Source organism: Streptomyces sp. NPDC090798, from assembly GCF_044768965.1.
Classification (GTDB): Bacteria; Actinomycetota; Actinomycetes; order Streptomycetales; family Streptomycetaceae; genus Streptomyces.
Map to the genome: position 1 here is coordinate 490,429 of NZ_JBIVXA010000002.1, position 13,440 is coordinate 503,868.

A 13,440-nucleotide genomic window follows, 5' to 3' on the forward strand; every position below is an offset into this window, starting at 1 on the left:
CTTCCGTGGCTCCTCAGCCCCCCGTTGCCGCGCCCGAGGTCGATGCCGCCGTGGCCGCCACGACGATCGCGGTGCGCACCTCCTGGATGACCTTCTTCAGTGCCGGGGCCGCCGCTCCGCTGCGGTCGGTCAGCTCCTCGATGCGCTGCTTGTACAGCTTGCGGTCCTTGCCGGACGCCAGCGTGCGCAGTTCGGCCGCGGCGGCGAGGGCGACGAGGGCCGCGTCACGGTCGGAGACGTCCTCGACGGGCACGGGCCCCTGCAACACGGTCCGTGCCTCCTCGCGCAGCGCCTCCACCGCGGACACCCGCTCCAGCTCGTACTCCACGGACGGGAAGAGCCCGAGCACCCGTTTCTTCTCGGCCCGCAGGTATCCCTCGGCGGCGAGCTGCGCGCGGACCGCGTCCAGGGTGACGCGCGCCCGCAGGGTCACCCACGCCTTCCACTTCCGGGGCCGGGACTCCTCCACCAGTTCCAGGAGCCCGTCGAGGACGAGGTCCCCCGTATGGGCGTCGGCGTCGACCGGTGTGGCGATGCCGTCCACGTCGGCGAGCAGTCCGCGCTGGGCGAGCTCCGTGAGGGCGCCGGCACGCACCAGGTGGTGGAGGTGGCTCGCCCCCGTGACCTTGAGTCTCGTGGTGTCCCAGGCCAGCAGATAGAGCCGGGCGGGCAGCGACAGCGAGCCGTTGGGCACGGCGTCTCCTTCGGGGTCGAGGTCGGGGCAACGTTAATGCGTTGACAGCGTTCAGGGCGGTTCCTACCGTGTACAGCGGTCCTGTTGCCGTCGATTGGAGAAGGACGTTGCTCGTCTGAGGTCTGAGACACCGCGTCACACCGTGGGCTTTCGTCGCCCCGTGTGCGCAGCGTGCGACCTCGGCGTATGAGCCGTCCTCCGGTTTTACGGGCCTTCCTTCCGCCCTCCTGACTGGATCGTCGTCACCTCGCGGTGTCCCGAACGCGTGCCCCTGACCGCACCCAGTAATCGCGAGGCCCTCATGTCTACCTTCCCCACCTCCCTCACCTGTACCTCCCTCTCCTTCGCCTGGCCGGACGGGACCACCGTCTTCGACGACCTCCAGATCGCCTTCGGCCCCGGCAGGACCGGGCTCGTCGGCGTCAACGGATCAGGGAAGTCAACCCTGTTGAAGCTGATCGCGGGCGAACTGACCCCGGCCGACGGCACGATCCGTGTCACCGGCGAGGTCGGTTACCTGCCGCAGAACGTCACGCTCGACACCGCCCTGCGGGTCGACGAGGCGCTCGGCGTCGCCGCCACGCGTGCCGCGCTGCACGCCATCGAGGCGGGCGACGTGGCCGAGGAGCACTTCGACGTCGTCGGCGACGACTGGGACGTGGAGGAGCGGGCGCTCGCCATGCTCGGCGAACTCGGACTCGGGCACGTCGAGCTGGACCGCACCATCGGCGAGGTCTCGGGCGGCGAGTCGGTACTGCTGCGCCTGGCGGCGCTGCTGCTGCGCCGGCCGGACATCCTGCTGCTGGACGAGCCCACCAACAACCTCGACCTGTACGCGCGCCGACGGCTGTACGCGGCCGTCGAGGCCTGGTCCGGGGTCATGGTCGTGGTCAGCCACGACCGCGAACTGCTGGACCTGGTCGACCAGATCGCCGATCTGCGCTCGGGCGAGGTCACCTGGTACGGGGGCAACTTCTCCGCGTACGAGGAGGTCCTCGCCGGCGAGCAGGAGGTGGCGGAGCGCATGGTGCGCGTTGCCGAGGCCGATCTGAAGAAGCAGAAGCGCGAACTGGTCGACGCGCAGGTCAAGCTGGCCCGTCGCAAGCGCTACGGCCAGAAGATGTTCGAGCAGAAGCGCGAGCCGAAGATCGTCATGGGTGCGCGCAAGCGGGCCGCCCAGGAGTCGGCCGGCAAGCACCGCATCATTCACGAGCAGAAGCTCGCCGAGGCGAAGGATCGGCTCGACGACGCGGTGGAGGCCGTACGGGACGACGACGAGATCCGTGTCGACCTGCCGTACACGGCCGTACCGCCGGGCCGCACCGTCCTCACGCTGGAGAACCTGGAGCTGAGGTACGGCGCGCGGGTGGGCGGTGTGTTCGATCTGCGCGGGCCCGAGCGGGTCGCGCTGACCGGGCGCAACGGCGCGGGCAAGACGACGCTGCTGCGCACGATCGCGGGGGAGCTGGAGGCCGTGTCCGGCCAGGCGCGGGCCCATGTGCCGCTGCGGTTTCTGCCCCAGCGGCTCGATGTGCTCGACGGGGAGCTGACCGTGGCCGAGAACGTGGCCCGTTTCGCGCCCGCCGCCACCAACAACCGGATCCGGGCGCGGCTCGCCCGCTTCCTGTTCAAAGGGGCGAAGGCCGACCAGCGGGCGGCGACGCTCTCCGGCGGCGAACGCTTCCGGGCGGCGCTCGCGGCCCTGATGCTCGCCGAGCCCGCGCCGCAGCTCCTGATGCTCGACGAGCCGACCAACAACCTCGACCTGGCGAGCGTCCGCCAGCTCACCACGGCGCTGGAGTCCTACGAGGGCGCGCTGATCGTCGCCAGCCATGACCTGCCGTTCCTGGAGTCGATCGGAATCACACGCCGGCTGCTGCTGGAAGGAGGAGAACTGAAAGAAACCACGGCGGAAGCTGTCGGGTATCCGACATAGCGCCGGGCGCGGAGGCTGACTAACGTCGTTTTCGGGCACCGCCCCGCGTCGCGTTCGGACGCGGGTGCGCCCGCCGTCCGGCCCGGGGGTGCCGAGTCGGGGGCTGTCGCGCGCGCGAACGGCGCTGCATGATGTGCGCCGATGCACCCTGCCGATTCGGAGACCGCACGTGCCCAGCCAGAAAGCACTCATCCGCAGGCCCAGTCCCCTTCTCGCCGAGGGACTGGTGACGCACATCGAGCGCGAGAAGGTGGACGTCGACCTGGCCGTCGAGCAGTGGGAGGCGTACGCCGAGGCGCTGCGCACGCACGGCTGGGAGACCGTCGAGGTCGACCCGGCCGACGACTGCCCCGACTCGGTGTTCGTCGAGGACGCCGTGGTCGTCTTCCGCAATGTCGCGCTGATCTCCCGCCCCGGCGCCGAGTCCCGGCGCGCCGAGACCGCCGGGGTCGAGGAGGCCGTGGCCCGGCTGGGCTGCTCGGTGAACTGGATCTGGGAGCCGGGGACCCTGGACGGCGGTGACGTCCTGAAGGTCGGCGACACGGTGTACGTGGGCCGCGGCGGGCGCACCAACGCGGCCGGGGTCCAGCAGCTGCGGGCGGCCCTCGAACCGCTCGGGGCCCGGGTCGTTGCCGTACCTGTGAGCAAGGTGCTGCATCTGAAGTCGGCGGTCACCGCGCTGCCCGACGGGACGGTGATCGGCCATGAGCCCCTGGTGGACACGCCCTCGCTGTTCCCGCGCTTCCTGCCGGTGCCGGAGGAGTCCGGGGCGCATGTCGTACTGCTCGGCGGCGGGAAGCTGCTGATGGCGGCGAGCGCCCCGAAGACGGCGGAGCTGTTCGCGGGCCTCGGTCACGAACCGGTTCTCGTGGACATCAGCGAGTTCGAGAAGCTCGAGGGCTGTGTGACCTGCCTCTCGGTACGACTGCGGGAGCTGTACGTCTGAATGTGCCCGCTCCGCCCGCTGGGACCCCCACTGATCAGGCACACTTTACAGCGAACTTAACCTACGGTTTCGTAACCTACGGATACGTAGCCTACGATGCCGTAGGTTTCGTCTCCGCTCGGTAACCCGCCGGGCGACTCGCTCGGCTGCATGCCCGGCAACACGCTCAGTAACTCGCTCAGTAACTCGCTCAGTATTTTCACGTCCCCCTGGAGCACCCGTGACGATCACTTCTCCCCACCTTGGCAGCCCGTCCGCCGCCTGGACCGACGCTCGGCTGCTCTACGCGCTGGAAGAAGTGGTCGAAACCGAGCTCAACCGCCATCTCAAGGTGGCCAAGGACTGGATGCCGCACGAGTACGTGCCGTTCAGCGACGCCCGGAACTTTCCCGGCTTCTTCGAGGACGGCGAGGCCTGGGGCAAGGAGCAGTCCAAGGTCACGGAGATCGGCCGGATCGCCCTGGTCGTCAACCTGCTCACCGAGGACAACCTGCCGAGCTACCACCACGAGATCGCCGCGCTCTTCGGCCGTGACGGCGCCTGGGGAACCTGGGTGCACCGCTGGACCGCGGAGGAGGGCCGACACGGCATCGTGATGCGCGACTACCTGCTCGCCTCGCGCGCCGTCGACCCCGACAAGCTCGAGATGTTCCGTATGGCGCACATGAACGAGGGCTTCGAGTCGGACAACCGCCACTCGATGCTGCACACGGTCGCGTACGTCGCCTTCCAGGAGCTCGCGACCCGCGTCTCGCACCGCAACACCGGTCACCAGTCGGGCGACCCGGTCTGCGACCGCATGCTGGCGCGCATCGCGACCGACGAGAACCTGCACATGGTCTTCTACCGGAACCTGCTCAAGGCCGCGTTCGAGCTGGCCCCCGACCTGACCATGCAGTCCGTGCGCGACGTCATCGTCAACTTCCGGATGCCCGGACACGGCATGCCCGGCTTCGAGCGCGCCGCCGCGCAGATGGCCATCGGCGAGGTCTACAACATGCGCATCCACCACGACGACGTGCTGCAGCCGGTGCTGCGCCACCTCAAGGTCCTGGAGATGGACGGCTTCGGCCCCGAGGGCCTTCAGGCCCAGGAGGAGCTCGGCTTCTTCATGGGCGGCCTGGACGCTGAGGCCTCGAAGTTCGACGAGAAGCTCGCGGCCCGCAAGGCGCGGATGGCCGCGCGCGCCGCCGGCTGACCCTCTCCGGTCGAAGCCGCCTCACTCGTACGCCGTCACCTGGTCCAGCGCCGCGTCCCGCACGTCGGCCACCGGGTGGCGGCGCAGTGCTCTCAGCCGCTCCCGCCAGGGAGCGGCCCAGCCCGTACGGACGCCGATCGCCCCGGTGACGGCCGCCGCGAGCAGCCCCTCACCGTGCCCACCGTGGGCGCCCAGCCGCCGCACCACTTCCAGCAGGACGTCGGGATCCCCCTCGTGTGCCTGCCGCCGCAGTCGCTCCCCGAGCTCCTGGGCCGTCCGTGCGGCCAGCGCCGGGCGTCCCTCGGTGAGAGCGGCCAGGCGCCGCAGGTCCCCCGGTTCCGCGTTCAGGTCCAGGTGGAACGCCGTGATCGCGGCCGCCTGCGGTACGAAGGCGTCGTACCCGGCGAGCAGCTCGCCGGCGGCGAGGGCCGCGGGCCGGATGGGGCCCGGGGCCGTTCTGGCCTGCTGGGCGAGGCGCACGACGAGGTGGTCGACGCGCCGCCTGGCAGGTCGGTCGCGCCGCTCGTCGGCATCGGCGCGGCCGGCCTCCTCCGTCGCTGCGCCCGTCTCCGCCTCCGCCAACGCCCGCAGCGCCTGCTGAAGGCCCCGGCCGCCACGTGGTGAGCCCGCCGCCGCGGTCACCAGACCGTTGGCCGCCGCGCGCCAGCTGACGCGTCCCGCCAGATCGGTGACGGCGTCGGCGAGGACCGTCGGCGACTCGGGGGACCAGGGCGCCCAGCGGGCCAGGGCGTCGAAGGCGAGGGTGGCGGTCTCGGGGTCGTCGGTGGACGACACGTCGCGGACCAGCCCGGCGTACCGCTCACGGTGGGGCTCGGGCAGGTCCAGCGGGGTGACGCGCAGGATCGCGGTACGGAGCACCGGTGCGGCGCCCGCGGCGTCGCACAGCAGGCCCCAGACCGGTTCCTCGGCGAGCAGACCGCCCGCGAAGGCCACGACGGCGGCACGGACGTCGACATGGGCGCCCGGCGCCGCGTACGCCTCGGTCAGCAGCGCCGCAGCCCGCGGCATCGGGAGCCGTACGGCGGCGAGCCGGGCGGCCTCCTTGCGGCTGGTCACCTTGGCACGCGGCGCGAAGAGCACCGCGCGCAGCTGCGCGGCCAGCAGCGAGGGTGCCGCGTAACGGGATGCCTGCGTGGCCGCGTAGACCGCGACCCGCGCCCGCTCGCCACCCGCGTGCGCCAGCAGCTCGGGCAGCGCGTCGGCCGGCCGGTCCGTGCGGGCGAGTGCGGCGAGCGCCGCCTCGGCGAGCAGCACGTCCGGGGACCCGGTCCAGTGGCGTACGAGATCGGCGCCGCGGCCCGGGACGAGGGCGCCCTGCGCGACGGCGGCGGCCCGCTCGAAGAGCGGCAGCGCGACGTCCTCCGCCTGGTGCGCCAACTGCCGTGCCACCGCGCACTGTTGGCGTGGCACCCAGCGCCGTATGTCGCGGTCCACCGGCACGGTCCAGGGGGTGCCCTTGGTCAGAAGGCGGCCGTACGGAGGAGTCTCGGCGAGCAGCGGGTCGAGCAGATCGGTGCGGCGCCGGGTGACGATCCGCAGGACGGGCCACAGCGCGCCCGCGGACGGTTCGAACGCGAGGACGCGTGCCACCCGCTCGTCGCGGGTCTCGGCCGGCTCGAGCCACAGTTCGACCGCGTGGCGCAGGGTCGCGTCATTGCCGTACCGGACGGCCTGCCAGAGGAGTTCCTGAAGTTCGGGCATGCCGGCGGCGCGCCGCCCGACCGCGCGGGCGAGCGTGAACGCGAGGCTGTAGTCGGCCTTTTCGGCGCCCGCCTCGATCCAGGGGCGCAGGGCCTCGTACACCTGGTGCTCCTGGCCGCGCCGCAGGGTCGTGTCGAGACGGCCGAGGTCGGCGGCACCGGTGTTGCCGGAAATCCGGACCAGGGTGCGCAGGGCCCAGTTCACCAACGCTCGCTGTCCGCCCGCCGCGTGCTCGCGCAGTACGGACAGGGCGAGGTGGCTGAGGTTCTGGCGGGTGGCGGGCGAGGAGTCGCGGGCCTCGACGGCGTCCGCGGAGATGCGGTCGAGGTGCGGTTCGGCGTCCTCGGTGAACAGCGCGGGCCGCACCCCGGACAGTGCGCCGAGCGCGGCCGAGCGCACCGGGTCGTGTTCGTTGCGCAGCCGGCCCATCTCCTCCAGTACGGAGGTGACGGCCGCGCTGTCGCCGGAGCGGGCGGCGTTGTGGATGAGCAACGGCCAGGCCTCGGCGCGGTCTTCGGCGGCCGGGCGGCGGGTGGCCTCGACGAGCCGGGCGCGCGCCTCCGCGACGGGCAGGAAGGACTCGGCGAGCAGCAGGGAGCTCCAGAGGGCGCCGCGCTCGCGTGCGACGGCGGCCATGCGTCGAGCCTCCTCGGCGACACAACTGCGCGGCAGCACCGCGAGGATGATCGCGTCGATGGTGACGTTTCCGGCTCCGCGGCCTTCCTGCGCGGCCTGGTAAAAGGCGTGGCGTCGCGCCGGCGGCAGCGCCTTCACGAGAGGCGCGAGATCACCCCAGTCGGCCAGGACCCTGCTGAACGCCGGGAGTTCGGGCGCGTCGGAACGGGCAAGCCTGCGCAGCACGGCGGGGCTCAGGGACCGGTAGCGGCGCGCGGCGAATCCGGTGGGGGTGAGCAGCAGTCGCAGCAGCCGGCTCGGGTCGGCCGCCGCGAACCGCGGGAAATGGTCGTGCAGTTGGAGGGGCAGGGTGGCGGGCCCGAAGCACTCGAGAAGGTCGAGCACGCGCAGCGGCTCCGCCGCGACCGTGGCGGCCACGCCCGGGGTGTACCGGCCCCACCAGGTGTCCCGCAGTGCCTCGGGGAGCGCGGCCAACTCGCCTTCGGCGACGTCGAGAAGGGTGCCGGGATGCCGCTTGGCGAGGGTCTTCCAGCCGGTGACGGCGTGGAAGAGTTCGGGCAGCAGCCGGGCGACCGTCTCCGGCGCGCAGCCCGGCAGCAGGCGGGCCGCCTCCGCGTCGCCCCAGTCCCGCCGCAGCCCCGGCAGCAGCCGGTCCGCCAGTGCGGTGCGCCGTCCCACGACGATCGCGCGCAACAGCTCCCTGCGGACCGCCTCCGGGGCGTCGTCGAGCGCCGACTCGTAGGCGGAGTCGGGCACTTGGAGGCTGTCCGCGACCCGGAGGGCCTGTCCGCGCACGAAGGCGTCCGGGTCGGCGATGCGGTCCGCGATCCACTCGGCGTCACGGCCGACGGCGGCCGCGACGACGGCGATCCCCCGTTCGTACGGTCCGCGCGCTTCGAGTTCTTCCAGCATGGGCCGCAGCGGGGCCGGCTCCCTTACCCGCAGGGCGAGTTCGCGCATGCGCTGGGGGAAGGGCAGCGGGTCGAGGGCGTTGAGCAGACTTTCGGCGTGCCGCTGCGGGGTGCGATCCATGAGGGGATTGTGCCTGCTGAAGTGCGCGCGGCGTACCGATTTCCCGGTGCGCTCCGGCGGGCCGGGGCCATCACCTGAAACCCTGAGGGGAAGGGGGGCGGGGCGGCTGGATTCGAACCAGCGTGTTCCGGTTTTGGAGACCAGGTGCGCCTGCCTCTGCGCTACGGCCCCGCCCTTGAGGCCTAGCCTAGCGGCGCCGTGCGGTGGACGCTGCGTACGGCGGCGACGTCGGCGGGGACCGACGGCATCGGGAGGTGCGCGCTGAGCGCGTCCAGGCGCCGCTTCACACTGGCCGCGATGGACTGTCCCAGCACGAACCGGGTCGCGGTCGCGGCGTGCGGGGCGCTGTCGAGCAGACGATGGGCCTCGCGGCTGCGCATACCGGTGTGGGCGAGGACGAGGTGGGTGAGGCGGTGTTCGGCGCTCGCGAGGGTGTGCGCGATGTCGGTGGCCGCCGTGAGGTCGACGCGGTTGTCGGCGGCGCCGAGCACCGCGGCCGCCCGCACCCGCCCGAGGTCGAGCAGGGCGGCCCCCGCCGTGGTCGCCGCCGCCACCAGCCGGGCGGCGGCGCTCGGCCCGATGCCGTTGCTGGCGACGGAGAGCCGGGCGAGCCTTCCGTGCGGTGCCCGCGTCAGCGCCTCGGCGAGACGCAGCGCGCCCGCGTCCCCCAACCCCGCGGCGGATACGTAGAGTTCGTCGACCGCGCCCCCGGCGATCAGCGCGGACAGCGGCACCGCACCCGCCTCGCGCAGCGGATTGCCGCCCACGAACAGCCGCTCGATGCGGCGGCCGTTCTCCGTCGCGGCGAGCAGGGCATCGGCGAGGACGACGGCGCCCGTCGCGTCGAGCCCGGTCTGCACGAGGTCCAGCGTGCGCAACGACCGTGCGGCCTCGACGAGTTCGGCCGCGGCCTGCCCTCCCCCGCTGCCGAGCGGGTTGCGTTTGAGCCAGACGCCCGTGACGACCCGCGGCGAGGCGCGCAGGTTGTCGGCGATGCGGCAGGCGCCGCCCGCCGTGATCCCGTTGCAGCCGAGGTACAGCGTCTCGACCTCGGCACGCGCGGCGACCACGGCGGCACCCTCGTCGCCGAGCCCGTCGGTGCCGAGCAGCAAATGCCGTACGGGAGAGGGTCTGTCCGAGACGGCGGACATCTCGGAGAGGGCCTCGGCGACCAGGGCCGCGCCCCGCGCTCCGAGTCCCTGCTTGCACAGGTCGAGCCGCCCGTCGGGCAGCGCCGTACCGGCCGTGAAGTCCAGCCGCTCGCCGGCCGGACGGCCGTCGCGCAACCAGTCGAGCAGCGGGGCGAGTTCGGCCAAGGGGCGCGGTACGACCGGCGGTACGCCGGTGAGCCGCGGGTCCGGCCGCCGCTCCGGATCGGTCACCATTCCGCCTCCCGGTAGTCCTTGAGGAACACCCCGGACACGGGTGTGCCCGCCTCGCCCCGCACGATCGGGTCGTACACCCGGGCCGCCCCGTCCACGATGTCGAGGGGGGTGCGGAACCCCGCGCCCGCCATCCGCTCCTTCTTGGGGGCGGGGTTCTCGTCGGTGATCCAGCCGGTGTCGACGGCGCACATGTGTACGCCGAGTTCGGCGAGTTCGGCGGCGCTGGTGCGGGTGAGCATGTTGAGGGCGGCCTTGGCCATGTTGGTGTGCGGATGGCCGGCCATCTTGTTGCGTACGGCGAAGCGGCCCTCGACGGCGGTCACGTTGACGACATATCGCCGCGGGTGGGGCGAGGCGAGCAGCAGGGGCAGCAGCCGGTCGCAGAGCAGCGCCGGGGCGAGCGCGTTGACCAACTGGGTCTCCAGGACCTCGGCGGGGTCGAGTGCGCCCAGCCGGGCCGACCAGGAGTTCTCCGGGGAGGGGTCGGGCAGCAGCCCGGCCTCGTCGGCCTCCCGCAACGCCGCGGGGAGCGCCGAGGGGCCACTCGCCAGCGCCCGTATCGGCGTGAATCCCGGCGCCTCCCGAGCCCCTTCGGGCAGCCCGGCGCGCTCCCCGGCGGCCAGCAGCGCGTACGACTCGGCGGGCCGCCGCACGGTCTGCGCGGCGTTGTTCACCAGGATGTCGAGGGGCTCACCCTCTTGCCTCAACTGCGCGCAGATCCCCAGTACCTGGCGCGGATCACGGAGGTCCACCGCCAGCACCGTCAGCCGGTCCAGCCACTTCGCGCTGCCCGGTTCGGCGCGGAAGCGACGCATGGTGTCGTGCGGAAAGCGGCTGGTGACCAGGAGTTCGGCGCCGTCGCGCAGCATCATCAGGGCCAGCTGGAAGCCGATCTTGACCCGGCCTCCGGTAAGCAGCGCGCGGCGGCCGCTCAGGTCGGTGGTGAGCGCACGCCGGGCGGTGTTGTCCGAGGCGCAGTCCGGGCACAGCCGGTGATAGAAGGCGTCGACCTGTCGATAGGACGTCTTGCAGACATAGCAGGAACGGGGCTTCACGAAGACGCCGCCGCCCCCGGGACGGTCGAGCGGCGCGTCCTCCCGCCGGTCGAGCGCTCCCGTCGCGGTCGCGGCCATCACGGCCGCGTCGGCGGCGGAGAGTTCGGCGCCGCGCACCTTGCGCCTGCGCACCCGCCCGTCCCGCGCGAAGGACGCGGCGACCTGTTCGGCGCGCAGCCTCACCGGGTCGTCGACGGGCAGCGCCCGCAGCTTGCCGACCGTACGGTGGAATGCCGCCAGTTCGTCCCGCGTGATCGCGCCGCCGTCACCCATGTGTCCCCGCCCCGCGTGTGCGCCGCCGTGGTCCTGACCGGATTCGAACCGGCGTATCCGCCTTGAGAGGGCGGCGAGTCTGCCTCTGCTCTACAGGACCCTGCTGTCCCGGTCCATCCGGCGGACGCAGCCCGGACGACCGGATTCGAACCGGCGTGTCCGCCTTGCCAAGGCGGCGAGTCTGCCTCTGCTCTACGCCCGGGTGCGCCACGGGGATCCTAACCACCGCGCACCGGGTCGCCCCACCGAATTACGGCGGGGTCCCGGGGTCGAATTCGGCGTCGTAGGGGGCAGTTCGGCGTCGCAGGAGTCAATTCTGGTCCGCGCGCCGGAGGCCGAGCCGTTCCTTCTCGGACAGGCCGCCCCAGACGCCGAAGCGTTCGTCGTTGTCCAGCGCGTACTCGAGGCAGGCGGAGCGCATCTCGCACATCCCGCAGATGCGCTTTGCCTCACGCACCGAGCTGCCCGGCTCGGGAAAGAAGAACTCGGCCCCGGTCTGCGCGCACAACGCCTGCTCCTGCCAGGCGGAGTCGGCCGGGGTCATGGTGTCGGTGTGCATGACGAGGATCGTGCCGCGCGGCGAAAAACGTTCGATCAACGCGGGATCAACGCCACGTTCCGAGGTGCCGGGCGACTCGCCGCAAAGTATGAAAACAAAACAAACATAACTGATCACCCAGGGTAATCGCAATGGTCTCTCCTGCCCGCGGTGGGAGTCCTGGCAGCGATTGTCAGTGGGCGGTGCCAGACTCGGCAGTACAGGCAACGGGACCCCTCAAAGGAGGGCACAACATGCTCACCACCCGCTTTGTCACCGGCGCTCCGAACTGGCTCGATGTCGGCACTCCCGACATCGAAGGCGCCTCATCCTTCTATGGCGCCCTCTTCGGCTGGCGGTTCCAGTCGGCAGGGCCCGACGCCGGCGGCTACGGTTTCTTCCAGCTCGCCGGAAAGACCGCCGCGGGCGGTATGCAGACCACCGCGGAGCAGGGGCCGCCCTCCTGGACGGTGTACTTCCAGAGCCCCGACGCGCAGGCCACGGCCAAGGCGGCCGAGCAGGCCGGCGGCAGTGTGATCGTCCAGCCCATGGATGTCATGGGCCAGGGTCACATGGCGATTCTCGGGGACGAGGCGGGTGTGCCCTTCGGTATCTGGCAGCCGGCCCTGACCAAGGGCATCGACGTGGCGGGTGACCCGGGTTCGCTGTGCTGGGTCGAGCTCTACACCGCGGACGAGCCGGCGGCCGCCGCGTTCTACAACTCCGTGTTCGGCTGGGAGACCTCGGCCGCTTCGTTCCCCGGCGGCACGTACACCTGTATCAACCCCGCCGGGGCGGAGGAGTCGGACATGTTCGGCGGCGTCGTCCCGCTGGCCGACGACCCGACCGAGGCTCAGTCGGGCGCGTACTGGCTGCCGTACTTCGAGGTCACCGACACGGACGCCGCCGTCAGCAAGGCCCTGGAGCTCGGCGGCACGGTCCGCATGCCCGCCACGGACCTGGAGGGCGTCGGCCGCATGGCGAAGCTCGCCGACCCGTACGGGGCGCGCTTCGCGGTCATCAAGAGCGCGACGCGGGAGAGCTGAACACACGGGGCGAGTCGGTGGGGCCCATGCGCGCGGGCCCCACCGTCCCCGTCATGACCGGAGCCGCCGGACCCCCGTCCGGGAAAGCACCCTCAGCCCCCGTACCGAGGGCCTCCGCACCCCCGGCGACTCCGGCGATCCATGAACTCGCCCCGCGAAACGTCCCGTTGCCGCCCGGCATCCGAACGGCGAGCGTCACGCCCCGCCTCCTCCCCCAGAAAACGGGGAACACTCCCCGGTTCCCGATTCGACGATACCATCAGTTCCGGGGAGTGCTCCCCGGTACTTCCGAGAGGCGACATGATGAAGGTCGACGTGAACGGGCCCGATCCGGTGCGGCGGCGCGACGCGCGGCGCAACCGCGAGCTGCTGGTCGAGGCGGCTCGCGAGGTGTTCGCCGCACAGGGCCTGGACGCACCGCTCGATGTGATCGCCCGCCGGGCCGGTGTCGGAAACGCCACTCTCTACCGGCACTTCCCCAGCCGCGCCGCACTGGTCGACGCGGTCTTCCGCGACTCGCTCACGCAGACCATGGACGCGGGAGACCGGGCCCGGACCGCCGAAGACGCCTGGACGGGCCTGCTGGGGTACGTCGAAGAGGTCTTCGAGGGCCTCGCCGCCGACCGCGGTGCCAACGACCTGATGACCACCCACCTGGAGGGCGTCCACTCCCTCGACTCCGTGCACGCCCACAACCGGGAGACGGTGGAGGTGCTCCTGCGCCGCGGCCGCGAACAGGGCACGGTCCGCGACGATCTCACCACCGAGGACTTCCTCGTCGCGCTGGCCGTACTCGGCCGCGCCGTCCCGGCCCTCACGAGCACGGCTCCGGACGCCTGGCGCCGCCCGCTCGCCCTCCTCCTCGACGGGCTGCGTGCGTCCCCCACCGCCGTCCCGCTGCCCGAGCCGTCGCTCACCGCACCCCAACTCGGCATGTTCCTGGGGAACTTGGGACCGCACCGAGACTGAAGGAAGCGAA

At 72.1% G+C, this 13,440-nt stretch carries 10 protein-coding genes and 3 tRNA genes; 5 read left to right on the forward strand and 8 right to left on the reverse strand.

Annotated elements, in window-relative coordinates:
- Positions 1-13: 13 nt before the first annotated feature.
- Positions 14-694: a GPP34 family phosphoprotein gene (locus tag ACIQTP_RS06455; RefSeq protein WP_403396842.1), complete on the reverse strand. Its 681-nt coding sequence runs from the start codon at positions 692-694 to the stop codon at positions 14-16.
- Between the two features lie 301 nt (positions 695-995).
- Between ACIQTP_RS06455 and ACIQTP_RS06460 the strand changes: the two genes are divergently transcribed.
- The 3 genes from ACIQTP_RS06460 (at position 996) to ACIQTP_RS06470 (ending at position 4,774) form a co-directional block, all read left to right on the forward strand.
- Positions 996-2,630, forward strand: a complete 1,635-nt coding sequence (locus tag ACIQTP_RS06460) for an ABC-F family ATP-binding cassette domain-containing protein (RefSeq protein WP_403396844.1) — start codon at positions 996-998, stop codon at positions 2,628-2,630.
- 169 nt (positions 2,631-2,799) lie between these two features.
- Complete coding sequence (gene ddaH, locus ACIQTP_RS06465) at positions 2,800-3,576, forward strand: dimethylargininase (RefSeq protein WP_403396846.1); 777 nt, start codon at positions 2,800-2,802, stop codon at positions 3,574-3,576.
- A gap of 220 nt (positions 3,577-3,796) precedes the next feature.
- Entirely contained in the window at positions 3,797-4,774 is a 978-nt protein-coding gene (locus ACIQTP_RS06470; RefSeq protein ID WP_403396848.1) for an acyl-ACP desaturase, read from the forward strand.
- Between the two features lie 21 nt (positions 4,775-4,795).
- Here ACIQTP_RS06470 and ACIQTP_RS06475 read toward each other — a convergent pair whose 3' ends face one another.
- The 7 genes from ACIQTP_RS06475 to ACIQTP_RS06505 form a co-directional block, all read right to left on the reverse strand.
- Positions 4,796-8,164 carry a hypothetical protein gene (locus tag ACIQTP_RS06475; RefSeq protein ID WP_403396850.1) on the reverse strand — a complete coding sequence of 1,123 codons (3,369 nt, stop codon included), beginning with the start codon at positions 8,162-8,164 and terminating at the stop codon, positions 4,796-4,798.
- Positions 8,165-8,260: 96 nt separating this feature from the next.
- Positions 8,261-8,337 (reverse strand) — tRNA-Trp (locus ACIQTP_RS06480).
- Between the two features lie 9 nt (positions 8,338-8,346).
- Positions 8,347-9,549: a ribonuclease inhibitor gene (locus ACIQTP_RS06485; protein WP_403396852.1), complete on the reverse strand. Its 1,203-nt coding sequence runs from the start codon at positions 9,547-9,549 to the stop codon at positions 8,347-8,349.
- Positions 9,543-10,877 (reverse strand): SDR family NAD(P)-dependent oxidoreductase, encoded by a 1,335-nt coding sequence (locus ACIQTP_RS06490; protein ID WP_403396854.1) that lies wholly within the window; start codon positions 10,875-10,877, stop codon positions 9,543-9,545. Before ACIQTP_RS06490 ends, ACIQTP_RS06485 begins: the two co-directional genes overlap by 7 nt.
- A 28-nt stretch (positions 10,878-10,905) precedes the next feature.
- Positions 10,906-10,977: transfer RNA gene (locus ACIQTP_RS06495), tRNA-Glu, on the reverse strand.
- 30 nt (positions 10,978-11,007) lie between these two features.
- Positions 11,008-11,079: transfer RNA gene (locus ACIQTP_RS06500), tRNA-Ala, on the reverse strand.
- 108 nt (positions 11,080-11,187) lie between these two features.
- Positions 11,188-11,436 carry a WhiB family transcriptional regulator gene (locus ACIQTP_RS06505; protein ID WP_403397286.1) on the reverse strand — a complete coding sequence of 83 codons (249 nt, stop codon included), beginning with the start codon at positions 11,434-11,436 and terminating at the stop codon, positions 11,188-11,190.
- 233 nt (positions 11,437-11,669) lie between these two features.
- Here ACIQTP_RS06505 and ACIQTP_RS06510 point away from each other — a divergent pair, with 233 nt between their 5' ends.
- Positions 11,670-12,461, forward strand: coding sequence for a VOC family protein (locus tag ACIQTP_RS06510; RefSeq protein ID WP_403396857.1), 792 nt, complete (start codon positions 11,670-11,672; stop codon positions 12,459-12,461).
- Between the two features lie 303 nt (positions 12,462-12,764).
- The gene (locus tag ACIQTP_RS06515) at positions 12,765-13,430 is read left to right on the forward strand and encodes a TetR/AcrR family transcriptional regulator (protein WP_403397288.1); all 666 of its coding nucleotides are present in this window, start codon (positions 12,765-12,767) and stop codon (positions 13,428-13,430) included.
- Positions 13,431-13,440: the final 10 nt, after the last annotated feature.

Bases quoted from the DNA above. Each gene is read 5' to 3' on its own strand.
- ACIQTP_RS06460 (WP_403396844.1), top strand. From the start codon at position 996: ATGTCTACCTTCCCCACCTCCCTCACCTGTACCTCCCTCTCCTTCGCC.
- ACIQTP_RS06475 (WP_403396850.1), bottom strand. From the start codon at position 8,164: ATGGATCGCACCCCGCAGCGGCACGCCGAAAGTCTGCTCAACGCCCTC.
- ACIQTP_RS06485 (WP_403396852.1), bottom strand. From the start codon at position 9,549: ATGGTGACCGATCCGGAGCGGCGGCCGGACCCGCGGCTCACCGGCGTA.
- ACIQTP_RS06490 (WP_403396854.1), bottom strand. From the start codon at position 10,877: ATGGGTGACGGCGGCGCGATCACGCGGGACGAACTGGCGGCATTCCAC.
- ACIQTP_RS06505 (WP_403397286.1), bottom strand. From the start codon at position 11,436: ATGCACACCGACACCATGACCCCGGCCGACTCCGCCTGGCAGGAGCAG.
- ACIQTP_RS06510 (WP_403396857.1), top strand. From the start codon at position 11,670: ATGCTCACCACCCGCTTTGTCACCGGCGCTCCGAACTGGCTCGATGTC.
- ACIQTP_RS06515 (WP_403397288.1), top strand. From the start codon at position 12,765: ATGAAGGTCGACGTGAACGGGCCCGATCCGGTGCGGCGGCGCGACGCG.